Annotated in this window: 22 protein-coding genes and 3 tRNA genes; 6 read left to right on the top strand and 19 right to left on the bottom strand. The window is 66.6% G+C overall.

All coding sequences use genetic code 11. The features are described from left to right. Positions 1-8: 8 nt before the first annotated feature. Positions 9-746, top strand: coding sequence for a response regulator (locus KK131_RS13735; protein ID WP_345777253.1), 738 nt, complete (start codon positions 9-11; stop codon positions 744-746). Here the strand turns inward: KK131_RS13735 and recO are convergent. The 11 genes from recO to KK131_RS13680 form a co-directional block, all read right to left on the bottom strand. Then, the gene (gene recO / locus KK131_RS13730) at positions 743-1,468 is read right to left on the bottom strand and encodes a DNA repair protein RecO (RefSeq protein WP_214557265.1); all 726 of its coding nucleotides are present in this window, start codon (positions 1,466-1,468) and stop codon (positions 743-745) included. The genes KK131_RS13735 and recO overlap by 4 nt on opposite strands. 85 nt (positions 1,469-1,553) lie before the next feature. Beyond that, a complete protein-coding gene (gene era / locus KK131_RS13725) occupies positions 1,554-2,486 on the bottom strand; it encodes a GTPase Era (protein ID WP_214557264.1) in 933 nt (310 codons plus the stop codon). 74 nt (positions 2,487-2,560) lie between these two features. Then, entirely contained in the window at positions 2,561-3,217 is a 657-nt protein-coding gene (rnc, locus tag KK131_RS13720; RefSeq protein ID WP_214557263.1) for a ribonuclease III, read from the bottom strand. A gap of 3 nt (positions 3,218-3,220) precedes the next feature. Further along, positions 3,221-3,604, bottom strand: a complete 384-nt coding sequence (locus tag KK131_RS13715; RefSeq protein WP_214557262.1) for a DUF4845 domain-containing protein — start codon at positions 3,602-3,604, stop codon at positions 3,221-3,223. Positions 3,605-3,789: 185 nt separating this feature from the next. Next, on the bottom strand, positions 3,790-4,686 hold the full coding sequence (lepB, locus tag KK131_RS13710) for a signal peptidase I (protein WP_214557261.1): 897 nt from the start codon (positions 4,684-4,686) through the stop codon (positions 3,790-3,792). Between the two features lie 45 nt (positions 4,687-4,731). After that, a complete protein-coding gene (gene lepA / locus KK131_RS13705; protein WP_214557260.1) occupies positions 4,732-6,525 on the bottom strand; it encodes a translation elongation factor 4 in 1,794 nt (597 codons plus the stop codon). 196 nt (positions 6,526-6,721) lie between these two features. Further along, a complete protein-coding gene (locus KK131_RS13700) occupies positions 6,722-8,194 on the bottom strand; it encodes a DegQ family serine endoprotease (RefSeq protein ID WP_214557259.1) in 1,473 nt (490 codons plus the stop codon). A 165-nt stretch (positions 8,195-8,359) separates the two neighbouring features. Then, entirely contained in the window at positions 8,360-9,031 is a 672-nt protein-coding gene (locus KK131_RS13695) for a sigma-E factor negative regulatory protein (protein ID WP_214557258.1), read from the bottom strand. Then, entirely contained in the window at positions 9,028-9,621 is a 594-nt protein-coding gene (gene rpoE, locus KK131_RS13690; protein WP_214557257.1) for an RNA polymerase sigma factor RpoE, read from the bottom strand. Before rpoE ends, KK131_RS13695 begins: the two co-directional genes overlap by 4 nt. 220 nt (positions 9,622-9,841) lie before the next feature. After that, positions 9,842-12,403, bottom strand: a complete 2,562-nt coding sequence (locus KK131_RS13685) for a bifunctional diguanylate cyclase/phosphodiesterase (protein WP_214557256.1) — start codon at positions 12,401-12,403, stop codon at positions 9,842-9,844. A gap of 14 nt (positions 12,404-12,417) precedes the next feature. Beyond that, complete coding sequence (locus KK131_RS13680; RefSeq protein WP_214557255.1) at positions 12,418-12,912, bottom strand: hypothetical protein; 495 nt, start codon at positions 12,910-12,912, stop codon at positions 12,418-12,420. 320 nt (positions 12,913-13,232) lie between these two features. Here KK131_RS13680 and KK131_RS13675 point away from each other — a divergent pair, with 320 nt between their 5' ends. Then, positions 13,233-15,314, top strand: coding sequence for a 3-hydroxyacyl-CoA dehydrogenase NAD-binding domain-containing protein (locus KK131_RS13675; protein ID WP_214557254.1), 2,082 nt, complete (start codon positions 13,233-13,235; stop codon positions 15,312-15,314). A gap of 67 nt (positions 15,315-15,381) precedes the next feature. Here KK131_RS13675 and KK131_RS13670 read toward each other — a convergent pair whose 3' ends face one another. The 5 genes from KK131_RS13670 to KK131_RS13650 all read right to left on the bottom strand — a co-directional run bounded on the left by KK131_RS13670 (position 15,382) and on the right by KK131_RS13650 (position 20,405). Further along, entirely contained in the window at positions 15,382-15,963 is a 582-nt protein-coding gene (locus KK131_RS13670) for a DUF2058 family protein (RefSeq protein WP_214557253.1), read from the bottom strand. Between the two features lie 38 nt (positions 15,964-16,001). After that, entirely contained in the window at positions 16,002-16,226 is a 225-nt protein-coding gene (locus KK131_RS13665; protein WP_214557252.1) for a SlyX family protein, read from the bottom strand. Continuing rightward, complete coding sequence (locus tag KK131_RS13660; protein WP_214557398.1) at positions 16,223-17,566, bottom strand: UDP-glucose/GDP-mannose dehydrogenase family protein; 1,344 nt, start codon at positions 17,564-17,566, stop codon at positions 16,223-16,225. Before KK131_RS13660 ends, KK131_RS13665 begins: the two co-directional genes overlap by 4 nt. Before the next feature lie 155 nt (positions 17,567-17,721). Then, positions 17,722-18,471, bottom strand: a complete 750-nt coding sequence (locus tag KK131_RS13655) for an FKBP-type peptidyl-prolyl cis-trans isomerase (protein ID WP_214557251.1) — start codon at positions 18,469-18,471, stop codon at positions 17,722-17,724. Between the two features lie 167 nt (positions 18,472-18,638). After that, positions 18,639-20,405, bottom strand: coding sequence for a cation:proton antiporter (locus KK131_RS13650; protein ID WP_214557250.1), 1,767 nt, complete (start codon positions 20,403-20,405; stop codon positions 18,639-18,641). 168 nt (positions 20,406-20,573) lie between these two features. On the opposite strand from KK131_RS13650, the gene KK131_RS13645 reads away from it, so the two are divergent. The 3 genes from KK131_RS13645 to KK131_RS13635 all read left to right on the top strand — a co-directional run bounded on the left by KK131_RS13645 (position 20,574) and on the right by KK131_RS13635 (position 20,847). Further along, positions 20,574-20,649: transfer RNA gene (locus KK131_RS13645), tRNA-Ala, on the top strand. A 9-nt stretch (positions 20,650-20,658) separates the two neighbouring features. Continuing rightward, positions 20,659-20,734, top strand: a tRNA-Glu gene (locus tag KK131_RS13640). Positions 20,735-20,770: 36 nt separating this feature from the next. Next, positions 20,771-20,847, top strand: a tRNA-Asp gene (locus KK131_RS13635). A 108-nt stretch (positions 20,848-20,955) separates the two neighbouring features. Here the strand turns inward: KK131_RS13635 and KK131_RS13630 are convergent. Both KK131_RS13630 and KK131_RS13625 read right to left on the bottom strand, forming a co-directional pair. Then, complete coding sequence (locus tag KK131_RS13630; protein WP_214557249.1) at positions 20,956-21,444, bottom strand: DUF1249 domain-containing protein; 489 nt, start codon at positions 21,442-21,444, stop codon at positions 20,956-20,958. A gap of 31 nt (positions 21,445-21,475) precedes the next feature. After that, the gene (locus KK131_RS13625; protein ID WP_214557248.1) at positions 21,476-22,291 is read right to left on the bottom strand and encodes a pyruvate, water dikinase regulatory protein; all 816 of its coding nucleotides are present in this window, start codon (positions 22,289-22,291) and stop codon (positions 21,476-21,478) included. Between the two features lie 219 nt (positions 22,292-22,510). Here KK131_RS13625 and ppsA point away from each other — a divergent pair, with 219 nt between their 5' ends. Continuing rightward, complete coding sequence (gene ppsA / locus KK131_RS13620) at positions 22,511-24,889, top strand: phosphoenolpyruvate synthase (protein WP_214557247.1); 2,379 nt, start codon at positions 22,511-22,513, stop codon at positions 24,887-24,889. Between the two features lie 72 nt (positions 24,890-24,961). Here the strand turns inward: ppsA and KK131_RS13615 are convergent, their stop codons facing one another. Then, positions 24,962-25,663 (bottom strand): protein phosphatase 2C domain-containing protein, encoded by a 702-nt coding sequence (locus KK131_RS13615; RefSeq protein ID WP_214557246.1) that lies wholly within the window; start codon positions 25,661-25,663, stop codon positions 24,962-24,964. Positions 25,664-25,723 lie beyond the last annotated feature (60 nt).

Raw genomic sequence — 25,723 nt, 5'->3', positions numbered from 1 at the left:
ATTTCGTCATGAACAGCCTTCTCGCCAACGCGGATTCCGACCCGGCCCAGGCCGCGCCTGCCCGGGTCCTGGTGGCCGACGACGACCCCGGCAGTTGCCGCTTCCTGTGCGACGGACTGGCCTCGATGGGCGCGCGGGCGGAGGCCTGCATGGACGGCATGACGGCCCTGCAGCGGGCGCGCAGCGAGCCCTTCGACCTGCTGCTGCTGGATTGCCGCATGCCCGGCGCCGGCGCGCTGCAGATCCTGGCCGCGCTGCGCGAGGACGCGCAGGCGCATTCGGCGGAAAGCATCGCGGTAGCCACCACGGCCGAGCTGGAACCGGACGATCGGCAGTCGCTGCTCGACGCCGGTTTCAGCGAGATCCTGTTGAAGCCCTGCGGGCTGGCCGAGCTGCAGCGCGTGCTGGCGCTGGTGCAACCGGATCGCCCCGACGCCTACATGCTGGATGACCGCGCCGCGCTGACCACCACCGGCGACGCCACTACCATGCGCGCGTTGCGGCTGCTGCTGCGCGAGGAACTGGCCCTGCTGCACCAGGAACTGGACGCGTTGAGCCGCGACCGCGCCGGCTTCAGCGAGCGCCTGCACCGGCTGCGTTCGTCCTGCGGCTTCTGCGGCGCCGCCGCGCTGTCGGCGCAGACCGTGCTGCTGCAGCGGCAACTGCTGCTGCGCGGCGCCACGCCGGTGGCGTTGGCACGCTTCCGCAAGGCCCTGCTGGCGACGTTGCAGGCGCTGGACAGCTAATCGGCTGTTTTCGGGCGACCCGACACCGCCATCGCCAGCACCCGCCAGGCGCGCAGCTCGCTGCCGCCCAGGTGGAAGCGGATCACCTCGCGCATCATGTCGCGCAGCGATTTCAGGCCGCTGTTGTCGGGCATCCGGTCCTGTCCCAGCGCCAGCAGGTCGCTGCCGCGCAGCGCATGCGGACTGTTGGCCGCGCAACGCACGGCGCCCTGCTCGACCAGATAGCGGTAGGACGCCTCCGCTTCCAGCGGCTCGCCGGAATCCGCCTCGTGTTGCAGCTGCAGGCCGTAGCCGATCGCTTCCAGCAGGTCGCGTTCGAAGCGGCGCAGGCTCCACGCCAGCGATTCGCCGGCGGCCAGCCGCGCCAGGGTCCGTGCGTAGGCATCGAACAGCCGCGGGTAGGGATCCTGCCGGCCGGTCAGGCGCACCACCAGCTCGTTGAGATACAACCCGGCCAGGCCGGCGTCGCCGGGCAGGCGCGTCGACGTGCCTGCCGCTTCGACCGCGGTCAGCGTGGCCATCTCGCCGCGCAGCAGCAGGTCCATCGTCAATGGCTGGAACGGCTCCAACTGCGCCCGGCGCAAGCGTGCCCGCTCGCCGCGCACGCCGCGCGCCACCACCCCGAGCCGACCGTGTTCGCGAGTCAGGCATTCGAGCAGCAGCGACGTCTCGCGATACGCACGCGCGTGCAGGACGTAGGCGGGTTGCTGTTCGATGCGCATGGCTTGGGGGCCGGGATTCGGGATTCGAAAAAGCTGGAAGTCCGGGCTCTTGCGAATCCCCAATCCCCAATCCCGAATCCCGACCTCAATCGGTATAGCCGAATTTCTTCAGCATGTTCTCGTCGTCGACCCAGCCTTCGCGCACCTTCACCCACAGCTTCAGGAACACCTTGCGCTCGAACATGCGCTCCATGTGGCGCCGCGCGCTCGTGCCGATCGCCTTGAGCTGGGCGCCGCCGTTGCCGATCACGATGGCCTTCTGGCCGGCGCGCTCGACCCAGATGATCGCGTGGATCTCGGCGATGCCGTCGGGACGGTCGTTGAACTGTTCGATCTCCACCGTGGTCGCGTACGGCAGTTCCTGGTCGAGCCGCAGCATCAGCTGCTCGCGCACCATCTCGGCGGCGAGGAAACGTTCGCTGCGGTCGGTGACCTCGTCCTCGCCGAACACCGGCGGCCGCACCGGCAGGCGCTTGAGGATCGCCTGCTCCAGTTCCTTCAGGCCCTGCCCCTTGAGCGCGCTGACGTAGTGGATCTCGTCGTAGCTGTGTTTCGCCACCAGCTCGGCCACGAACGGCAGCATCACCGTCTTGTCCTTGTTGAGGTCGACCTTGTTGATCACCAGCAGGCGCGGCGACGACTGTTCGACCAGGGCGGCGTACAGCGCTTCGTCCTCGTCGGTGAAGCGGCCGGCCTCGATCACCTGCACCACCAGGTCGACGTCGCTGATCGCCGAACGCGCGGCACGGTTCAGGCTGCGGTTCATCGCGCGCTTGGCGCCGCGATGCAGGCCCGGCGTGTCGACGTACATGATCTGCCCGGCCTCGCTGGTGTTGATGCCGAGGATGCGGTGGCGGGTGGTCTGCGGCCGCGGGCTGATGATCGACAGGCGAAAGCCGATCAGCGCATTGAGCAGGGTCGACTTGCCCACGTTCGGGCGTCCGGCCAGCGCGACCGTGCCGCAACGGAAATTCTCATGCGGCAGGATGCCGCCGGCGGGGTCCAGTTCGTGGTTCATGGCACAGGTTGCTCGGGTCGGGTGGCAAGTGTAGTGCTTCGCCGGCAACGGCACGCGGGCGGTGCGGCGGCGGGTCAGGCGTCCTGCTGTTCCAGCAGTCGGTTCAGCACGATTTCGGCGGCGTCCTGTTCGGCGGCGCGGCGGTTGCCGGCATGGGCTTCGACGGTGAACGCCATCGGCTCGCTGACCGTGCAGCTGACGTCGAAGGTCTTGGCATGGTCCTCGCCGTGGCTGGCGACCAGCTCGTACTGCGGCAGCGGCAGGCCCTTGGCCTGCAGCCATTCCTGCAACCGCGTCTTGGCGTCCTTGGAGGAGCGGCGCAAGGCGGCGATGCGCTCGGCGAACAGCCCGCGCACGGTCTCGCGGCAGGCGTCGAAACCGCCATCCAGGTACACCGCGGCGACCATCGCCTCGAACGCGTCGGCCAGGATCGAATCACGCCGGAAGCCGCCGCTCTTCAACTCGCCGGGGCCGAGCTTCAGCCCGTCGCCCAGGTCCAGCTCGCGCGCCACCACGGCCAGCGCCTGGCCATTCACCAGTTGCGCCCGCAGCCGCGACAGTTCGCCTTCGCTGGCCTTGGGATGGACCTCGTACAGCATCTCGGCGACGATCGCGCCGAGCAGCGCATCGCCGAGAAACTCCAGTCGCTCGTTGTTCGGCTTGCCGATGCTGCGGTGGGTCAGCGCCAGCTGGGCCAGCGCGGGGTCGCGAAAACGGTAGTTCAGTTCCAAAAGTTACTCGCCCACGTTGCCCTGCAGCGGCACGCTCTTGTCGAAGTGCAGCAGGAAGTCGATGTTGTACATGAACGGGATCTGCTTGTCGTAGGCCACGCGCAGCTGGTTGGCGCCGCCGCTGTTGCGCACGATGGTGATGTTTGCCGGCTTGATGGTGGCGTCGTCGACGTACTGGAAGCCCATCTTGAACATCAGGCCACGGCGGATCTCGTCCAGCGACTTGCCGTTGGTGCCTTCGGTGGCGACCTGGTTCATCGCCTTCACCACGCCCATGTATTCCGAATACGACGGCAGCAGCTTCATGCCCATGTAGGCCAGGAAGGCCACGATGGCCATGATGACCAGGAACCCGATCAGGGTGACGCCCGACTGCTTCGATTTCATAGTCCCCTCGCTATGCCGCCTGTTCGGCGTGCCTTTCTGTGGATGGTGATCCGTGCGCGGCGGTCCCGCCGTCCGCGCCGGCGTGCCGATTATGCCTGCGCATTCTCGCACTGTCGGCAGCCGCGTGGGCGCGACGGTTCGACCCCGTCACGCTTTCGCCAACCGGGCGGCCGCGGCCGACGGGTTCAGTGGATCACCGTGCCTATCCGCGAGAAATCCACGCCGCCGGTGCCCCAACCCTTCCAGCTCATCCAGATCAGGAAGGCCTTGCCGGCCAGGTTCTGTTCCGGCATGCAGCCCCACCAGCGGCTGTCCAGGCTGTCGTAGCGGTTGTCGCCCATCACCAGGTAGCAGCCCGGCGGCACCTTCGAAGGCACCCGATCGTTCGGAATCGAATTCGGCGTGGTGTAGGCCGGCATCCGCGCGATCATGTGGTTGACCTTGCCCAGGTGCTCGGTCCAGACCGTGGCGCCCATGTTCAGCATGATCTGGTCCACGCTGCGCTGCGGATTGCCCACGTACGGGCCGACCTCGTCCGAGGTCACGCGCTGGCCGTTGACCCACAGCTCGGCGCCGTGCACCTCGATGCTGTCGCCCGGCAGGCCGATCACCCGCTTGATCCAGTTCTGCGACGGCACCGGCGCCTGCGGATCGTTGCAGCTCATGTCGCCGCTGCGCACCAGCTTGCCGCCGTCCTGGCACAGGTAGCCGGGGAAGCGGAACACCACCACGTCGCCGCGCTGCGGTTCGCCGAGGTCGACCAGCTTGTTGTTGAACGCCGGCATGCGCAGGCCGTAGGCGAACTTGTTGACCAGGATGAAATCGCCCACGTCCAGGGTCGGCATCATCGAGCCGGACGGGATGCGAAAGGGCTCGGCCACGAACGAGCGCAGCAGCAGCACCACCAGCACCACCGGAAACAGCGAGCGCGACCAGTCCACCGGCATCGGGTCGCGGTATTCCTCGCCGGCGGCATCCAGGCGCGCCTTGCGCTTCTTGTACAGGAACAGCCGATCCAGGCCCCACACCACGCCGAACAGCACGGTGAGGCTTAGCAGAATCGCCGAAAAATCGAATTCCATGCCTTAACTCCAGGTTGCCCGATGGATCATCGCTGATCGCACTTGTTATTTGTCCACCTTCAGCACAGCCAGGAACGCTTCCTGCGGGATTTCCACGCGACCCACCTGCTTCATGCGCTTCTTGCCTTCCTTCTGCTTCTCCAGCAACTTCTTCTTGCGGCTGACGTCGCCGCCGTAGCACTTGGCCAGCACGTTCTTGCGCAGCGCCTTGACGGTGGAGCGCGCGATGATCTGCGCGCCGATCGCCGCCTGGATCGCCACGTCGAACTGCTGGCGCGGGATCAGGTCCTTCATGCGCTCGACCAGTTCGCGGCCGCGGCGGTCGGCGTGGCTGCGGTGCACGATCAGGCTCAGCGCGTCGACCCGCTCGCCGTTGATCAGCACGTCGGTACGCACGAACGGGCCGGCCTCGAAGCGGTCGAAGTGATAGTCCATCGAGGCGTAGCCGCGCGAGACCGATTTCAGCCGGTCGAAGAAGTCCATCACCACCTCGGCCAGCGGCATTTCGTAGCTGATCTGCACCTGGGTCGCCAGGTACTGGATCGAGCGCTGCACGCCACGCTTTTCCTCGCACAAAGTGATCACGTTGCCGATGTAGTCCGGCGGCGTGAGGATGTTGGCGACGATGATCGGCTCGCGGATTTCCTGCACCAGGCTGGAGTTGGTCGGCAGCTTGGCCGGGTTGTCCAGCATCAGGATCGAGCCGTCGGTCTTGAGCACCTCGTACACCACGGTGGGCGCGGTGGTGATCAGGTTCAGGTCGTATTCGCGCTCCAGCCGCTCCTGCACGATTTCCATGTGCAGCATGCCGAGGAAGCCGCAGCGGAAGCCGAAACCCATCGCCTCGGACGACTCCGGCTCGAAGAACAGCGCGGCATCGTTGAGGCGCAGCTTGTCCAGCGCCTCGCGCATCGCCGGGAAGTCGTCGGACGACACCGGGAACAGGCCCGCGAACACGCGCGGCTGCATGGTCTGGAAGCCGGGCAGCGCCTTGTCGGCGGGCTTGCCGGCGTGGGTCAGCGTGTCGCCCACCGGTGCGCCGTGCACGTCCTTGATCGAGGCGTTGATCCAGCCCACTTCGCCGGCGCCCAGCCTGGCCGTCTTCTTGCGCTTGGGCGTGAACACGCCGACGTCGTCCACCTCGTGGGTACGCCCGGTGGACATCACCAGCAGCTTGTCGCCGGGCTTGATCTCGCCCTGCATCACGCGCACCAGCGAGACCACGCCGAGATAGTTGTCGAACCACGAGTCGATGATCAGCGCCTGCAGCCGGTCGGTGTCGCGCGGCTTCGGCGGCGGGATGCGCGCGACGATCGCCTCCAGCACCTCGACCACGTTGAGGCCGGTCTTGGCGCTGATCGCCACCGCGTCGGTGGCGTCGATGCCGATCACCGCCTCGATCTCGCCCTTCACCTTCTCGACGTCGGCGGTGGGCAGGTCGATCTTGTTCAGCACCGGCACCACTTCCAGCCCCATCTCCACGGCGGTGTAGCAGTTCGCCACCGACTGCGCCTCGACACCCTGGGCGGCATCCACCACCAGCAGCGCGCCTTCGCAGGCCGCCAGCGAGCGGCTGACTTCATAGGAGAAATCGACGTGGCCGGGCGTGTCGATGAAATTGAGCTGATAGGTCTTGCCGTTGCGCGCGGTGTACGGCAGCGATACCGACTGCGCCTTGATGGTGATGCCGCGCTCGCGCTCGATCGGATTGTTGTCCAGCACCTGCGCCTCCATCTCGCGGTCGGCCAGGCCGCCACAGAGATGGATGATGCGATCGGCAAGGGTCGACTTGCCGTGATCGATATGGGCGATGATGGAGAAGTTGCGGATCAATTCCATGGAGCGCAGGCGGCCTGTCGGGCTTGGGTCTTGCCGCCACACACCATGCGTGGCAGCGCATCGCCGTGGGCGACGCTAACCCAGCATTATCGCATGGAACCCGCTGCCACCACGCACGGACCCGCGCGACGAAGGCGCCACCCGGCAAGGGCGGACGCCTGCGCCGTTTTCCCGCCAACCGTGCGCCGCGACCGGCTTACTTGTCATCCGGTACCGTGAGGCCGACGAAGCTGCTCTGATCGCCGCGGCGCACCAGCAACAGTACCGTGCTGCCGGCCTTCACGTTCTTCGTCGCCGCCTCGAACTCGGCCACGCTGCCGATCTTCTGCTGGTTGACCATGGTGATCACGTCGCCGGCGCGCAGGCCAGCCTGTGCCGCCACCGGGCCGGTGATGTCGCCGATCACCACACCCTGCCCCGGCTTCAGCCCCAGTTGCTTGCGGGTATCGCTGTCGATCGACTGCACGGTCAGGCCCAGTGCGGCCGTGCCGCTGCGGCTCGACGGGGACGTGGCGCCCTGGCTGTTCACCGCGCTCTTGTCGCGCGAGGCTTCGCTGATGGTGACATCCAGCGTCTGCCTCTTGCCGTTGCGCAGGATCTCCACCGGCACCTTGCTGCCCGGCTTGGTCATGCCCACCAGCGGCGGCAGGTCCGCCGCCTGCTGCAGGGGCTGCCCGTCGTAGGCCAGGATGATGTCGCCGGGCTGGATGCCGGCCTTCGCCGCACCGCTGTCGGGGCTGACGTCGACCACCGCGGCGCCCGCGCCGTTCTCGAGATGGAAGGCCTTGACGATGTCGTCGTCGACCGGCTGCATGGTCACGCCAAGCATGCCGCGCGAGACGTAGCCCTTGCTCTTGAGCTGCTGCACGGCGTTCATCGCCACGTCGATCGGGATCGAGAACGACACGCCGAGGTAGTCGCCGGTGTTGGAATAGATCTGCGAATTGATGCCGACCACGCGGCCCTGCAGGTCGAACAGCGGACCGCCGGAATTGCCGCGGTTGATCGGCACGTCGGTCTGGATGAACGAGGTATACGGCTGGTCGCGCTGGCCCAGGTTGCGGCCCACCGCACTGACGATGCCCTGCGTCACGGTGTAGTCGAAACCGAACGGCGAACCGATCGCCAGCACCCACTGGCCCGGCTTGAGGCTGCGCGAATCGCCGATGCTCACCGCCGGCAGGTTGCCGCCGGCATCGACCTTGAGCAGGGCGATGTCATAAGTCGGATCGGTGCCGATCACCTTGGCGGTCAGCGTGCGCCGGTCCTGCAGGCGCACGGTCACCTTGTCGGCGTGGTCGACCACATGGTTGTTGGTGAGGATGTAGCCATCGTTGGAAATGATGAAGCCCGAGCCGAGCGAAGTCCGTTTCTGCTCCTGTGGCGACGGCATCATCGGCATGCCGAAGAAGCGTCGCAGGATCTCGGCCTGCGGATCGTCCGGCATGCCCTGTCCGGGCATCATCTGCCCGCGCGTACTGCGACTGTCACCCTGCCGCTCGCCGTTGTAGCGGGCTTCGACGTGCACCACGGCCGGCGCGTTCTTCTGCACGATCCCGGTGAAATCCGGCAGCGCCGCCACGCCCGGTGTTTGCGCCTGCACCGTACCGGCACCGGCGATGCCCAGCAGCGCACAGCACGCCAGGCTGCGCAAGATGGAATGATTCATGACTCCTCCTTGGTTGTTTCCGGTCGGTAGGCTTCGAACGGGTTGGTGGCCAGAGTTGCTGTGCGGCCGATGCGGGCATGCGTTGCCCGCCGGCCCATGCGGCGGGTCGGTAAAGCTGAGAACAACAATGAGGACGAGCCGCGGGCAATCACACGCGGACTCGCCTTATTGCGCGACGGCGGAAGCTCGGCGCGAGGTATCCGGCGCCATCCGCTGCTCCGGGTCGAGCAGCAGCAGGTAGCTGCCGTCGTTGTTGTCGAGCGTCCGGTAACGAGGCATCGACGGGTAGTCCGACAGGCGCCGCGCATAGGTCGACTGGCCCTGGCCAAACGACGCACCGAAGGTGGCCGAGGCCTGCTGGCTGAGCAATCCGGCGGAGTTGCCGCTCAGCCATGGCGGCACGGCGGCGGGGGCGACCGATTTGTTCGCCGGCGCAGCGGTGGTGACCGCACTGGCCTGCTGGGCGGTCGAGGCGGCCACGCGCTCGGCATCACCGGTCGGCTGCCCGATCATCAGGGCAGCGGCGGCGACGCTGGCGGCAATGGCACCGCCGGTGGACCAGCGCAGCCAGTGGTTGCGACGGGTCGACGCCACCGCGGGCTTCGACTCCTGCTCGATCGCCAGCATCACCCGCGCGGCAAAACCGGGCTGCGCCATCGGCGGCAACTGCCGGCGCAGGCCGTCGCGGGCGATGTGATAACGGGTCCAGGCCTGCTGCAGCGAGGCATCGTGGTCGAGCCGGCGCAGCAGGAAACGCAGCTGCTCCTTCGACAACTCGCCATCGATGCCCGCGGAAAGGCTTTCCCGGGTGTCCTGATTCGTGCCTGCCTGATTCATGTCTGATCCTCGCGGTCCGACAACAGGGGCCGCAGCTTCTCGTCGATCGCCTCGCGCGCCCGGAAGATGCGCGAACGCACCGTACCGATCGGGCAGCCCATCGCTTCGGCGATTTCATCGTAGCTGAGGCCGTCCACCTCGCGCAGCGTAATGGCGGTCCGCAGCTCCTCGGGCAACGCTTGGACAGTGGAAAACACGGATTGTTCAATTTCCTGGCGCATCAGTTCGCGCTCGGGCGTGGCGCTGTCGTGCATGCGCTCGGCGCCGGCCATGAACTCGGCGTCATCGGCGTCGATGTCGCCGGACGGCGGGCGCCGGCCCATCGCCACCAGGTGGTTCTTGGCGGTGTTCACCGCGATCTTGTACAGCCAGGTGTAGAACGCGCTGTCGCCGCGGAACGAGCCGATCGCCCGCCACGCGCGAATGAACGATTCCTGTGCGATGTCCTCGCACTCGGCATGGCTCCTCACATAGCGCGAGACCAGCCCGATCACCTTGTGCTGATACTTGCGCACCAACAGGTCGAAGGCCCGCTTGTCTCCTCGCTGGACACGCTCGACCAGTGCACGGTCCAGTTCATTTTCGCCCATCCGGGCCGTATCCGTCGTCAATGCCGTCTTCCGCTGCGGGAGCTTCGTTTTTGAACTGAACGCGGCGCTCAGACCGCGGTCCGACGCCCGAGTTCAGTTCAGTATGCACAGGGTACCGCCTCCACCATAACGCACGGCCTGTCGGCTGGTTGTCATGTCTGGCCAGGCGCCCCGAGCCCGCGACGGGCCAGGACCAGTTATGGGGACGTCGGCCACCGGCTCAAGCCGGTTCGGCCACCCGTCCCTCCAGCAGGCGCTGCCGTTCGGCCAGCAGCTTGTCGAAGCTGATCGGCTGCAGCGGACGGCAGAACAGGTAGCCCTGCAATTCGTCGCAACCGTGCTGGCGCAGGAACTGCAGGTGCTGTTCGATCTCCACGCCTTCCGCCACCACCGCGCGTTTCAGCCGATGCGCCATCTCGATGGTGGCGCGCACGATCGCCTCGTCGTCGGGGTCCACCCCGATGTTGCGCACGAAGCTCTGGTCGATCTTGATGCGGTCGGCCGGCAGCCGGCGCAGGTAGTCCAGCGAAGCCGCACCGGTGCCGAAATCGTCGATCGCGATATGGCAGCCCAGCCTGTGCAGCGCATGCAGGTTCTCGACCAGGTTCGGCGCCTCCTTGATGCTGATGCTTTCGGTGACCTCCATCTCCAGCAAGGTGGGATCCAGCCCGGTTTCGCGCAGCACGGTCGCCACGGTATCCAGCAGTTGCGGCTCCATCAGCTGCACCGCGGACAGGTTCACGCCCAGGCGCAGGCGCAGGCTGTAGCGCTGCTCCCATTCCTTCGCCTGGCGGCAGGCGGTGCGCATCACCCACTCGCCGATCGAGACGATCAGGCCGGTCTCCTCGGCCAGCGGGATGAACACCGCCGGGCTGATCATGCCCAGCTCGGGATGCTCCCAGCGCACCAGCGCCTCCATGCCCACGATGTCTTCGGTCTCGGTATTGACCTGCGGCTGGTAGACCACGCGCAGTTCGCCATTGCCCTCGGCGTGGCGCAGGCGCGTCTTCAGCGCCATGCCGTGTTGCTGGGCGTACTCCGGGCTCACCTCGTAGATCTGGAAGGTGTTGCGGCCCTGGTGCTTGGCCGCATACATCGCCTCGTCGGCATGCTTGAGCAGGGTCTGCGCGTCGCCCGCGTCGTCGGGGAAAAAGCTCAAGCCCATCGACGCGGTCACCTGCAGTTCGGTGCCGTCCTCCAGATACAGCGGCGTCTCCATCACCTGCACGATCTTCTCGGCCACGCGCAGCACGTCGTCGTTCTTCACGATGTGGCGCAGCACGACAGTGAACTCGTCGCCGGCATAGCGCGCCACCGTGTCGGAGGCGCGGATGCTGCCGCACAGGCGCTGGGTGACCGTGCGCAGCACCTGGTCGCCGGCGGCATGGCCGTAGGTGTCGTTGATCGCCTTGAAGCGGTCCAGGTCGACGAACAGCACGGCGAAGCACTCGCCGTTGCGGGTCGCCTCGCGGATGATCGTGTCCAGCCGGTCGTTGAACAGCAGCCGGTTCGGCAGGCCGGTCAGCGCGTCGACCAGGCCCTCGGCACGGCCCTGTTCACGGGTGCGGCCCAGTTCCAGCATCTGCGCGAAGCGGGCCGCGGCACAACGCAGCACCGGCTCGATGATGCCCATCTCGCCGAAACCGCGGCGGCTGCCGGCCAGCATGGCGCCGAGCACGGTGTGGCGTTCGTCGTGCAGCGGCAGGCCGGCGAAACCGGCCAGGTCGAGCTGCTGCAACAGCGGGTCGATCGGCGCCAGCCGCTTCGCGTCGTTGCGGTACAGGATCGGCTTGCCGCCCAGCACCAGCTGCAGCGAACTCTGCAGTTGCGCCGGCGGCCACTGCAGGTCGTCGCCGCTCCATAACTGCAGCATCTGGGTCGGCGCGTCGGCGCCGTCCTGGCGCGCCGACCAGACGGCGAGGTAATCCAGGCCCAGCTCGTCGAACAGCAGGCGGCCGGACGCGGTCTGCGCGTCGACCCCGCTGGTCGAGGCGAAGATGCGCGACAGCAGCGACAGCGCGGCCTCGGCCCGCAGGTCGGCGCGGTCGCTGCGGAACATCAACGCCAGTGCCTCGTGCCCGGCATGCCGGATGCGCCGCACGCTGGCCTGGCCGGTATCGGCGCCCTGCGCCGACTTGCGCTGGCAGGGATACCAGTTGCGATTGGCCTCGGCCAGCACCTGGCTGATCGCGATGCCCTCGAAACGCAGCACGTCGGCCAGCGGCAACCCTTCCCACTGGCCGGCGTGCATGCGGCTGTGCCTGGCCACGGTGGGACTGACTTCGAGCAGGCGCCCGGTCTGCGCGTCGGCGATCAGCCATTCGCTGTCGCCTTCCTCGAACACGTAGCGATAATCCTCATGCGCGCTGCTGTCTGCCGCGGCAACCAACTTGCGCGGACGCTGGCCGGCCAGCGAGCGCCGCCAGCGCGGCACCAGTTCGCTGCCGATCTGGCTGGCGGAAAGCCAGTCGGTGATCCCCGGCGGCAGGTCGGTGGGGGCGAGCTTGGCTTCCTCGGCCAGCACCAGGATCAGCGGCGTGTCGGCGCCGCCCGGCAAGCGGCGCAACTGCTCGCAGCAGGCGCGTGCCTGCTGCTCGTCGCCGGCCAGCACCGCCACGATCAGCTGCAGCGGGGGCAGAGCCTCGCGCCCCTCCAGCAGGATCGCCGCGTGGGATACGTCGCGCGCGCTGTGGATCTGCGGATAGCCCGCCTGGTCGAGCGCATCGAACAGGCTGCGGCGCAATTCGCGCTGGGCTGCGACCACCAGGATGCCGGAATTCATGTGCATGCCTTATCTCAGACCAGCCACCGGCCATCGCGCAGGCGCAAGCGCCGCGGCTGGCTGTCCTCGCTGCCCAGGTGCACCGCCAGCTCGCCCAGATGCTCGGCCAGCGCCACCGGCGCGTCGATCAGCACCACGCGACGCAGATGCCCCTTGGGCGCGCGGGCGAGCTGACGCAGCAAGGTGGCGTCCATCGCCGACAATGGCAGCTCCAGCCCGAGCAGGAAGTACACGCCGAAATGCATGCTCTGCTGCATGTAGCGCAGCGCGTTGCCCAGACGCTGGCAGTCCGGTACGCGCACCTGTGCGTCGCGCAGGCTGCCCAGGCCGGTATCGGGTTGCCACAGGTACACCGCCTGGCCGGTATGCCGGGCAATCGCGCGGAACTGGTCGATCAGGGCATGGACGTCCTTGCTGTCCAGCACCACGAGGCCGCTCGGCGCCGCCAGTATCCGCTCGAAAATCTCGGTGCCGGCTTGCGGCGGAACGGAGGCCATTGCTGAAGTCATTGCGTCCCCGTTCTGTTGTATCGGCGATAGTGCGATGGTGAAGTCGGCCCGCCAGCGACTGCCCGGGTGGTTGACCGGGCGGTATCCGGCCGCCGCGAGACCCATTGAATCAAGGTGGATCGTTCCATTGTCCAGTACGCAGGCGGTGCCGCAGCATGGCCGCCCCGGATGCCCCGCCTGGCCAGCCACGGCAGGCGGTTTTCCGAATAAGGCCTGATTTCACACCGGCGCCCCTGCACGGTCAAGCAAGCACGTCACATCTCGCAATCAAGGCGGCAGAACGGTATGGTTCAGGCCACCACCACCACGCCTGTACTCCCATGTTCGAAGGATTGCGTTTCAACCACTGGAAGACCAGCGAAGGCGACGATGGCGTTGTCACGTTGACCCTCGACCGGGCCAACAGCAGCGTCAACGCCATCTCCCGTGCGGTGCTGGACGAACTCGAGCAGATCGTCGAGCGGATGGCGATCGACAAACCGGCTGGCGTCATCGTCCATTCGGCCAAGTCTTCCGGGTTTGCCGTCGGTGCCGACGTGAAGGAATTCATCGAGTACGCGAAGCAGGACACCGTGCTGGAGAACATCGAGCACGGCCAGCGCGTCTACGAGGCGCTGGCGCGGCTGCCCTGCCCCACCGTGGCCGCCGTGCACGGCGCCTGCATGGGCGGCGGGACCGAGCTGATCCTTGCCTGTCGCCAGCGCATCGCCGCCGACGATGACAAGACCCGCATCGCGCTGCCCGAAGTGATGCTGGGCATCCATCCCGGCTGGGGCGGCACCGCACGCCTGCCGCGCCTGATCGGCGCCACCGAGGCGCTGCCGCTGATGCTGACCGGCAAGTCGCTGTCGGCGAAACGCGCGCTGGGCCTGGGCGTGGTCGATCGGCTGGCCCGCCCCGACGAATTGCTGGCCGAGGCGCGACTGCTGTTGCGCCACGCTGCGGCACGCCCGCTCGCGCGGCGCGCCAAGGCCTGGGCCAGCAATACCTGGCTGGCGCGGCAGATCCTGGCGCCGATGGTGTTCAGGCAGACCGCCGCGAAGGTGCGCAAGGAACATTACCCCGCTCCATTCGCGATGATCGACGTGTGGAAGCGCGGCGGCTCCAACATCCAGCAGCGGCTGAAGATCGAGGCACGGTCGGTGGCGAAGCTGGCGACGACGCCGACCGCGCAGAACCTGATCCGCATCTTCTTCCTGCAGGAACGGCTGAAGGGCCAGGGCGGCGGCACCGACCCGGCGATCAGGCACGTGCACGTGGTCGGCGCCGGCGTGATGGGCGGCGACATCGCCGCATGGGCCGCGTTCAAGGGCTTCGACGTGACCCTGCAGGACCGCGAGATGAAATTCATCCAGCCCGCGCTGGATCGCGCCCGAGCACTGTACGAGAAGAAACTGAAGACACCGGAAAAGGTCGAAGCCACCATGCGTCGCCTGCGCGCGGACGTCGAGGGTAGCGGCGTGGCCTCGGCCGATCTGGCGATCGAGGCGATCTACGAGAACGCCGAAGCGAAGGAAGCGCTGTACGCCGGCATCGAGCCGCAGTTCCAGGCCGACGAAATCCTCGCCAGCAACACCTCCAGCATCCCGCTCGACGAGCTGCGCAAGAATCTTGCCGCGCCGCAGCGCTTCCTCGGCCTGCATTTCTTCAACCCGGTGGCGCAGATGCCGCTGGTCGAGGTGGTGCGCCACGACCGGCTCGACCCGGCGATCGAGAAACGCGCGCTGGCGTTCTGCAAGGCGATCGGCAAGCTGCCGGTGGCGGTCAAGGGCACGCCGGGCTTCCTGGTCAACCGCATCCTGATGCCATATCTGCTGGAAGCCATGCGGCTATTCAGCGAAGGCGTGCCCGGCCCGGTGCTGGATCGCGAGGCGAAGAAGTTCGGCATGCCGATGGGCCCGATCGAGCTGGCCGACACCGTGGGCCTGGACGTCTGCGCCTCGGTCGGCAAGGAGCTGGCGCCGTTCCTGGGGCTGGAAGTGCCGCCGGGGCTGGACGAAAAACTCGCGGCGGGCAAGCGCGGCAAGAAGGATGGCCAGGGCCTGTACGTGTGGCAGGACGGCAAGCCGCAGAAGCCCGAGATCGACAAGGATTATGTAACGCCACCGGACCTGCAGGAACGCATGGTCCTGCCGATGGTCAACGAGGCGATCGCCTGCCTTGCCGACGGTGTGGTCGACGACGCCGACCTGCTCGACGCCGGGGTGATCTTCGGCACCGGCTTCGCGCCGTTCCGGGGCGGCCCGATCCAGTATGCGCGCAGCGAAGGCGTCGACAAGCTCAAGGCCAGGCTCGAACAGCTGGCGCAGCGTTACGGCGATCGGTTCAAGCCGAAGAACGGCTGGGATTTTCCGGCGCTGGCGCAGAGCGGTTTCGAGTTGCCGGCCGCTTCCGTCAACTGACCGGTTCGCGGCTGCCGTAACGAAAACGCCCGGCACCGCCGGGCGTTTTCGTCGATGCGGGTCGACATCACCACATCAGGTCATCGGGCACGCCGTCATCGCCCACGCCAGCGGCATTCGGATCCACCAGCAACGCCAGCTGATGCGGATCGATGTCGCGCACCTGCTCGGCGATGTCGCGGCTTACCAGGAGATAACGACCGCCCTGCTGCACCACGCCCAGTTCGCCGGCATTGAGTGCCGCCAGTTGCGCGGCATCCACGTGCACGCGGCGGATCTTGCCGCCGAATTCGAAATTGCGCGGCTGGTCGGCATCGGCCTTGTTCAACGCCTTGCCGTCGAGCAGCTGCTGGATCTTCTGCTTGCGCTCGCGCCGCAGCCTGGCCTGTTCGGCGGCCTCCTGCTCGGCCCGCTGGCGTTCGCGCGCTTCGGTTTGCGCGCGCAACGCATACGCCTTGGCCAGGTCGATGTCCTGCTGGCTCTGCCCCGACGGCCGTGCGGCGGGCGACGCGGCGTGCGGCTTGCCGCCCTTGCGTGCGGGCTTGCCGGACGGCGGCGGCGCCGGACGCTTCGGCTCGCGCGCCCGGTCCTGTTGGACCTGTTTGACGATACCGCTCTTGAGCAGTTGATCGCGCAGGGAATCGGCCATGCGGGTGTTCCGGAATCGACAGGTTGGATGGGTTCGGATCAGTAGTGCGGCGGCGGCGGTTCGTCGTGCGGATCGTCGCCCTGGGCGATGCGCATCGACGCCATCTCGCCGCGCAGGTCGCGCAGTGCACGCTCCAGCGCGGCGATCCGCTGCGACTGGTCGGCATCCGCCGCGGTCAGCGCCTGCACCGCCTCATCGATGAAGGTCAGCTTGACCTCCATCTCGTCGAGCCGCCGGGCAAGCGTGTCGTTCGAGTCGTTCATCGCGATGCTTGCAGGCTGCGGCCGCGGCCGATGCCGTAGTAGGCCAGGCCCGCCTCCTCCACCACCGCCGGGTCGTACAGGTTGCGCCCGTCGAAGACCGCCGGCACGGCCAGCGCGGCGCGGATCGCCGCGAAATCCGGGCTGCGGAACGTTTTCCACTCGGTGACCACGGCCAGCACGTCGGCGCCCTGCAGGACATCCATGGCCTGCTCGCACAGCACCAGGTCGTCGCGGTCGCCGTACAGCCGCTGCGTTTCCTCGCGCGCCTCCGGATCGAACGCGCGAACCTTCGCGCCGGCATCCCACAGTTGTTCCATCAGGCGCCGGCTGGAGGCTTCGCGCATGTCGTCGGTATTCGGCTTGAATGCCAGCCCCCACAGCGCCACCGTCCTGCCCGCCAACTTGCCGTCGAGGTGGCGCGAGATGAGCTCGAACAGCTTGCTCTTCTGCTGCCGGTTGACCGCTTCGACCGCACCGAGCAGGCGCGCCTCGTAGCCGTGGGCGTGCGCGATGCGCTCCAGCGCCTGCACGTCCTTGGGGAAGCACGAACCGCCGTAACCGGCACCCGGATAGATGAAGCTGTAGCCGATGCGCGGGTCCGAGCCGATGCCCTGACGCACCAGCTCCACGTCGGCACCCACCCGCTCGGCGATGTTCGCGATCTCGTTCATGAAGCTGATCTTGGTCGCCAGCATCGCGTTGGCGGCGTACTTGGTCAGCTCGGCCGAGCGCTCGTCCATCACCACCATGCGGTCGTGATTGCGGTTGAACGGTGCATACAGCTTGCGCAGCAACGCCACCGCACGCGCGCTGGAAGCTCCCACGATGATGCGATCGGGGCGCAGGCAGTCTTCCACCGCCGCGCCTTCCTTCAGGAACTCCGGGTTCGACACCACGTCGAACTCCACCGTGGCCTGGCGCGCCGCCAGCTCGGCCGCGACGGCCTCGCGCACGCGATCGGCGGTACCCACCGGCACGGTCGACTTGTTCACCACCACCGCGTAGCGGTCCAGGTGCCGGCCGATCGTGCTGGCCACTTTCTGTACGTACTGCAGGTCGGCACTGCCGTCCTCGTCCGGCGGGGTGCCGACAGCGATGAAGATCAGCTCGCCATGCGCGATCGCCGGCGCCGCTTCGGTGGTGAAGTCGAGCCGGCCGCTGGCATGGTTGCGCTGCACGATCGACTCCAGCCCCGGCTCGTAGATCGGAATCTCGCCGCGCTTCAGGCGCTCGACCTTGCCCGCGTCGATGTCGACGCAAAGCACATGGTTGCCCATCTCGGCCAGGCAGGCACCGGTGACCAGGCCGACGTAGCCGGTACCGAAAATGGTGACTTTCATCATCGTTGCAGCGATCCCTTAAAACTGAGCCGTCTATTCTAGCCGCTCGAACGCGCACCACAGCACCGCGCCGTCATCGACGGAAAAACAGAAGGGCGCGAATCGCTTCGCGCCCTTCCGGTTCGTCACCGCCGCAAACGGCGATAGACCTCTGATTACTTGCCGGCCGGAGCCGCACCTGCCGGCGTCGGGCCGGTCTTGACCAGGGTCACGTCGAAGATCAGCGTGGCATTCGGCGGCATCGGCGGCTGCGGCTCGGCGCCATAGGCCAGCGCCGCCGGGATGAACAGCTTGTAATGGCCGCCCACCTGCATCAGCTGCAGGCCTTCGCGGAAGCCCGGAATCACGCCGGCCAGCGGAATCTTGGCCGCACCCGGCGGATTGTGCTTGGCGGAGGCATCGAACACCTGGCCATCGACGAAGGTACCGGTGTAGTTGATCTCGACGGTATCGTTCGGACCCGGGCGGGCGCCCGTACCCTGGCTGATCACCTGGTACTGCAGGCCCGACGCGGTCGTCTTCACGCCCGGCGCGGTCTTGTTCTTGGCCAGGAAGGCGTCGCCTTCGGCCTTGTTCTTGGCCGCCAGCTTGGTCATCTCGGCCTGGTACTTGGCCTGGATCTTGGCCATGAAGGCTTCATGCACCTGCTTGGCCTCGGCCTCGCTCATGGTCGGTTTCTGGCCGGACAACGCCGCCTTCACCGCATTCGCCACCGCATTCGGATCCAGCTCATCACGCATGATCGGCGGAACCTGGGAAGCAATCTCCCAACCCACAACATAGCTGGCCTTCGCCTTGTCGACGGTACCGGCAGCGCCGGCGGTCTGAGCGGCAACGCCGGCCGTCATGCCCAGCGCAACGGCCATCGCGACCGCCGTCAGCGTGGGACGCAGAAAGTGCTTCATTCGTAACTCCCTCATGTATGGATATGCCGACGTTGCCGGCCGGGCCCCCCCGATGGAGGCAGGCCACGCATTGTGCGGTGCTTGTCCGATCTTGGCAACGATTCGGGGATCAGACCGTCACTCGGGATAAAGGTTCACTACCTTCCCGGGGTCCCGCCCCCTGCCCATCAGCCCGCGCCGCCCCCGGAGGGGCCGGGCTTTTCCAGGGTCTCCTTCAGCGCCGCCTGCAGACGCGCATGCATCCTTACCAGGCCGCGCCACAGCACCACCGCCACCACCACGCCCAGCACGACCAGGGACAGCGCGATACCGCGTGGCGGCAGGATCGCCGAACTGAGCGCACTCACCAGCAGCGCCAGCGCAAGCAGCGTCGCCAGCGGGATGACCCTGGCCAGCACGTTGCGGATGGCCTGGGTATACGAACCGGCAAACCGCTCGCGTATGCCGATCTCCGCCAACAGCATGCCCAGCGCCTCGGCCTTGCGGTAGACCGCGATCAGCATCGGCAGGGACAGGAACAGCGCACCGGCCCAGATCAGCGTATGGCGCAGGTCCCGGTCGATGCCGAGCATCGAGAACCAGCTCCAGTTGTGCGCATTGATGTAGGCACCGATGACGAACAGCGCCACCACCAGCAGGACGTTGATGCCGATATGCCACAGCAGGCGCCGGAACATGGCGGCTATCGCCGCGTTTTCGTTGACCGGCTTGAGGTTTTCCAGCCAACCGCTGTAGCTGGTCGCCAGCAACCTCAATGAGCGCGGCGTCACCCGGCGCAGGCCATTCGCCAACCCGTCGGCTGAACGATTCATGTATGGCGATGCGGCCATGCACAGCACCGAGACCGCCACCGCAATCGGATAGATGAAATCGCTGATCACGCCAAGCGAAAGCCCGAGCGTGGCGATGACGAACGAGAACTCGCCGATCTGCGCCATGCCCAGCCCCGAACGCAGCGCCGTGCGTGCGTCGTGCCCGACAACGAAGATACCCAGGCTGCACGCCAGCGTCTTGCCGACGATGACGACCGCCGCGATGAGCAGCGCCGGCAGTGTGTACTGAAGCAACATCGCCGGATCGATCTTCAGGCCGATCGCCACGAAGAACAGCGCCGCGAACATGTCGCGCAGCGGTTCCACCAGGTGCAGCACGCGCCCCACGCTGCGCGACTCGGCCACCACCGCGCCCGCCAGGAAGGCGCCCAGCGCCACGCTGAACCCCATCCAGGCCGCGAACAGGCTGGCGCCGAAACAGATGCCGAGCACGCTGACCAGCAGCGTTTCGTCGCGGTCGAAGCCAGCCACGTAATCCACCAGCCGCGGCAGCAGCAGCAGGCCCAGGATCATCCCGACGATGACGAACAGGCCCAGGTGGCCGACCAGGGTGAACGCGGTCTCCGCCTGTACCGAGCCGCCGAGCGCCACTGCCGTGAGCAAGGTCAGCATGACGATGGCAAGCATGTCCTCGGCCACCAGCAGCCCTACCACCAGTCGGGCAAACGGTTGATGCCGCTGTCCGCCCTCCGCCAGCGTGCGGGTGGCCACCATCGTGGACGAGAGCGAGATGATCGCGCCAAGGAAAAGTGCGTCCATGCCGGTCCAGCCGAACAGGCCGCCGATGCCGTAGCCGATCCACAGCATCAGCCCGACTTCGGCCACGGCCACGGCCAGCACGCCGATGCCGACCCCGCGCAGCTTGCGCACGCTGAATTCGAGGCCCAGCGTGAACATCAGCAACACCACGCCGAGATTGGAGATGTCGTCGATCGCGCGCGGATCGCCTACCAGCACGCCCGGCGTGTGGGGTCCGATCAGCACGCCGGCCAGGATGTAGCCCACCAGCACCGGCTGCCGCATCCGCTGGAACAGGATCGTGGTGGCGCCCGCCACGATCATCACCACGGCAAGGTCACGAATGAAGCCGATTTCGTGCATTCGTCAATTCTTCAAAACGACGCGAGTCGCTGCAGCTTAAACGAAGCACGGCGGTACTCGGCCGGTCATCGAACAAGGTGGTGGCGACGGACGATTCCCTCGCCGGGATGCTGAAAAAAAGCTTGACGGATATGTGGCCCGCACCTATTCTTCTCGGCTTCCAGCGGCGGGGCCATAGCTCAGCTGGGAGAGCGCCTGCATGGCATGCAGGAGGTCGGCGGTTCGATCCCGCCTGGCTCCACCAACTTAATCCGTCCCCATCGTCTAGAGGCCTAGGACATCACCCTTTCACGGTGGCGACCGGGGTTCGAATCCCCGTGGGGACGCCAAGTTGGCTCGCAGAAGCTGGAAGCTGTTGCAAATGCGGAGTGGTAGTTCAGTTGGTTAGAATGCTGGCCTGTCACGCCGGAGGTCGCGGGTTCGAGTCCCGTCCACTCCGCCACTATTCAAGCAAAAAGCCCGCCTTGCGCGGGCTTTTTGCTGTGACGTACTTGTGCGCTCATCCCTGAGCGCGAGAAAGTCAAAAAGCGGCCATCCCCTGGCCGCACTTTCAAACGAGGCCGCCGCTTTCCGATTGTCCCGTTTGCGGTTCCAGCGTGCCGATGGAATGTCCCTGCTCCGCCAGGTACTCCAGCCAGCGCGACAGGAATCCGTTCATGCGCAGGCGATGCTGGAACACGGTGTGTGCCGGCGAGAACGGCCCCAGCACCTGCCACAGGTGCCGGCCGGGATGGCAGTGCAAGGCCTCGGCCACATGCGCATCGGTATACATGCGCAACTGCGCCGACGGCGCGCGCTGGCCGGTATGCGCGTCGACGAAATCGTAGGTGAGCTCCAGCTCCAGCGTGTACGGGTGGCACTCCTGCACGTGCAGGTGCACGTCGAGTCCGTCGCCCACGTCGGAGACATACCGGCCCGGCGCCAGCTGCTGCGGCGCGAACAGCCGCGTCAGCCGGTGGTAGTTTTCCGCATACAGCCCCATCAGGAACTCGAAGCGTCCTGGCAGCAGGCTGTTGCGGTTGTCCAGTACGACGCTCATGGCGGGCGCGCAAACTCCAGGTGGCAATCAGTCAGAACATGGTCCGCTCGATACCGAAGCGGTCGAAGATCTTGCTGGCGATCTCCTCGATCGACACGTGCGTGGTGTTGAGGCTGGGAATGTTGGCCTGGCGCATCAGACGGTCGGCCTGCTCCAGCTCCCAGCGACACTGCTGCAAGGTGGCGTAGCGGCTGCCGGCGCGGCGCTGTTCGCGGATCTGCGCCAGCCGAACCGGATCGATGGTCAGTCCATACAGCCGATCCCGGTACGGCCGCAGGCGCGCCGGCAGTTCGAGCTTCTCGAGGTCCTCGTCGGTCAGCGGATAGTTGGCGGCGCTGACGCCGTAATGCAAGGCCATGTAAAGGCAGGTCGGCGTCTTGCCGGAGCGCGACACGCCGACCAGGATCAGGTCGGCCTCGGCATAATTCACATCGATGCCGTCGTCATGCGAGAGCGCGTAGTTGGTCGCATTGATGCGCGCCTCGTACTTGTCGAAATCGACCAGGCCGTGCGAGCGGTTTACCAGGCCGGTGCGCTTGGTTCCCAGTTCGTCCTCCAGCGGACCGATGAACGGCGCGAACACGTCCAGCATCAGGGCGCCGCTGGCGGCCACGATCTCGCACAGCGCACGGTCGGCCATGGTGTTGACCACGATCGGCCGCTGCCCGCTTTGCGCGTACTTGGTCTTGATCCGCAGCGCAGCGGTTTCCGCCTTGTGCGCGTTGTCGGTGAACGGCAGCCGATGCTTGTCGAACTGCACGCCTTCGAACTGCGCCAGGATGCTGTTGCCGATCGTCTCCGCGGTGATACCAGTGGAATCGGAGATGAAAAAAACCGTTCGCTGCATACAGGGTCCTGATGGCGGGGAAGCATTTGCCTGCACCTTAGCGCAAGCATGAAATCCACCGCCAGCTGACTGGTATGCCGTTGGAATGACATCTTCCGGCATTGGTCTTCTTGTGCTGCGCACCATCCGCAGCGGACAATACCAGTTCTTTGCAACCCGCTTCGGGCCTTCGTGCCGCGCCCATTCCACTTACCTGCAGAGCTTCCTGAGGAGACACCCTTGAACGACCTGGTGCTTTGGCTCGACCAACTGCGCATGACCGACCTGGGCAAGGTCGGCGGCAAGAATGCCTCCCTCGGCGAGATGATCGGCAACCTCGCCAAGCTCGGCGTCTCCGTGCCCGGCGGCTTCGCGACCACGGCCAGCGCCTTCCAGCAATATCTGGAAAAGAGCGGCTTGGCCAGGCGCATCCAGGATCGGCTGGCCACACTCGACGTCGACGACGTCGATACCCTGGTGGCGGCCGGCAAGGAGATCCGCGGCTGGATCGTCGACACCACCCTGCCAGCCGAGCTCGAACAGGCGATTCGCGGGGCCTACATCAAGTTGTGCAAGGACGCCGGCGCCGACGACGTCGCAGTGGCCGTGCGTTCGTCGGCTACCGCCGAGGATCTGCCGGATGCCTCGTTCGCCGGCCAGCAGGAAACCTTCCTCAACGTGGTCGGCATCGACGACGTGCTGCACAAGGTGAAGGAAGTCTTCGCCTCGCTGTACAACGATCGCGCCATTGCTTATCGAGTCCACCAGGGCTTCAAGCACGAAGACGTGTTCCTCTCCGCAGGCGTGCAGCTGATGGTGCGCTCGGACGTGGGCGCCGCCGGCGTGCTGTTCACGCTGGACACCGAATCGGGCTTCCGCGACGTGGTGTTCGTCACCGGCTCGTACGGTCTCGGCGAGATGGTCGTGCAGGGCGCGGTCAACCCGGACGAGTTCTACGTGTTCAAGCCGACCCTGCGCGACGGCAAGCCAGCCGTCCTGCGCCGCAACCTCGGCGCCAAGCAGCTGCGCATGGTCTATTCCAGCGCGCCCGGCGAACGGGTCAGGACCGAGGACACCCCGGCCGAGCTGCGCAACACATTCTGCATCAGCGACGATGACGTGCAGGAACTCGCACGCCAGTCGCTGATCATCGAGAAGCATTACGGCCGCCCGATGGACATCGAATGGGCGAAGGACGGCCACACCGGCAAGCTGTACATCGTGCAGGCGCGCCCGGAAACGGTGAAGTCGCGCTCGCATGCGACCCAGCTGGAGCGCTTCAGCCTCAGCGAGAAGGGCAAGGTACTGGCCGAAGGCCGTTCGATCGGCCAGAAGATCGGTGCCGGCAAGGCCCGCGTGATCCGTTCCTTGAGCGACATGAACAAGGTGCAGGTCGGCGACGTGCTGATCGCGGACATGACCGACCCCGACTGGGAGCCGGTGATGAAGCGCGCCTCGGCGATCGTCACCAACCGCGGCGGCCGCACCTGCCACGCGGCGATCATCGCGCGCGAGCTGGGCGTGCCGGCGGTGGTCGGCACCGGCAATGCGCTGGAGCTGATTCCGGACGGCGCCGACGTCACCGTGTCCTGCGCCGAGGGCGATACCGGCACGATCTACGAAGGCGTCCTGAAGTTCGAACGGATCACCGCCGACCTGGGCGCCATGCCCGAAGCGCCGCTGAAGATCATGATGAACGTGGCCAACCCCGAGCGCGCGTTCGACTTCGGCATGCTGCCGAACGCCGGCATCGGCCTGGCCCGGCTGGAAATGATCATCGCCAGCCACATCGGCGTGCATCCGAAGGCGCTGCTGGAATACGCCAAGCAGGATGCCGAAACGAAGGCGAAGATCGACGAGCGCATCAGCGGCTACGCCGGCCCGGTCGAGTTCTACGTCGATCGCCTGGCCGAAGGCATCGCCACCATCGCCGCCTCGGTTTACCCGAAGCCGGTGATCGTGCGCCTGTCCGACTTCAAGTCCAACGAGTACGCCGGCCTGCTCGGCGGTTCGCGCTACGAGCCGCACGAAGAAAACCCGATGATCGGCTTCCGTGGCGCCAGCCGCTATGTCGATCCGAGCTTCGAGGAGGCGTTCGGCCTCGAGTGCAAGGCGGTCAAGCGGGTGCGCGAAGTGATGGGCCTCTCCAACGTATGGGTGATGATCCCGTTCGTGCGCACGCTCGGCGAAGGCCGCAAGGTCATCGAGGTACTGGCGAAGAACGGCCTCAAGCAGGGCGAGCACGAGCTCAAGGTCATCATGATGTGCGAGGTGCCGTCGAACGCCCTGATGGCGGATGAATTCCTCGACATCTTCGACGGCTTCTCGATCGGCTCGAACGACCTCACCCAGCTCACCCTGGGCCTCGACCGCGACTCCAGCATCGTCGCCGGCCTGTTCGACGAGCGCGACCCGGCGGTGAAGAAGCTGCTGGCCATGGCGATCAAGACCGCCCGCGCCAAGGGCAAGTACATCGGCATCTGCGGCCAGGGCCCCAGCGACCATCCCGACTTGGCCGAATGGCTGATGGAACAGGGCATCGAGTCGGTATCGCTGAACCCGGACACGGTCGTCGACACCTGGCTGCGGCTGGCGAAAAAGAAAGCCGGAACGGCGTGATCGACGCCTGAAGCACAAGGGCCGCGAAAGCGGCCCTTGTTTTTTGCGGCAGGGGGAATCCGGAAACCGGATTCAGCTGCAGCGCACGATCAGCACCGTGACGTTGTCGTCACCGCCACTGTCGAGAGCGCTCAACAACAGCTGATCCACGCATTCCTGGGCGGCCAGGTCGGTCCGCGCCACCGTGCGCGCGATCGAGGCGTCGCTGACGCCCTCGGTCAAGCCGTCGCTGCACAGCAGGAAACCCATGCCCGGTTCCAGCTGGCCACGCGCCATGCCGATGTGCAGTTGCTCGATGGCGGTCACGCCCAGCGCCTGGGTCAGCACGTTGCGCTGCGGATGCTGGGCGGCCTGCGCCGGGTCGAGCTGGCCGGCCTCGACCAGCGTCTGCACCAGCGAGTGGTCGTGGCTGATCTGCCGCAGCTCCTTCTTCCACTGGTAGATCCGGCTGTCGCCGACCCAGGCGACTTCGTAACCGTCGCCGATGATCCGCAGCACGGCGATGGTGGTGCCCATCGGCAACACATCGAAACGAGGCCGGGTGTGCGCAAGCAACCGCTCAGCAGCGCCGTGCACGGCCTCGATCAGGCTGTGCCCCTGGCCGACCAGGCCGACGACGGCATCCCGCACCAGCGCCGACGCCACCTCGCCATGCTGGTGCCCGCCCATGCCGTCGGCCACCAGGAACAGGCCGAGCGAGGCACCGGCGTAATAAGTATCCTCATTGCGCGTGCGGCGCAGGCCGACATGCGTTCCGTGTCCGAATTCGATCATGGGCTTTCAGTAGGTGCGAGCCGTTGCAGCATGCCGGAAGACCCGGTTGTTGTCACGGCA

It is taken from the genome of Rhodanobacter sp. LX-99 (assembly GCF_018599185.1).
Classification (GTDB): Bacteria; Pseudomonadota; Gammaproteobacteria; order Xanthomonadales; family Rhodanobacteraceae; genus Rhodanobacter.
The sequence above is the reverse complement of the archived record's forward strand: the minus strand, read 5'-3'. Positions and strand labels throughout refer to the sequence as shown.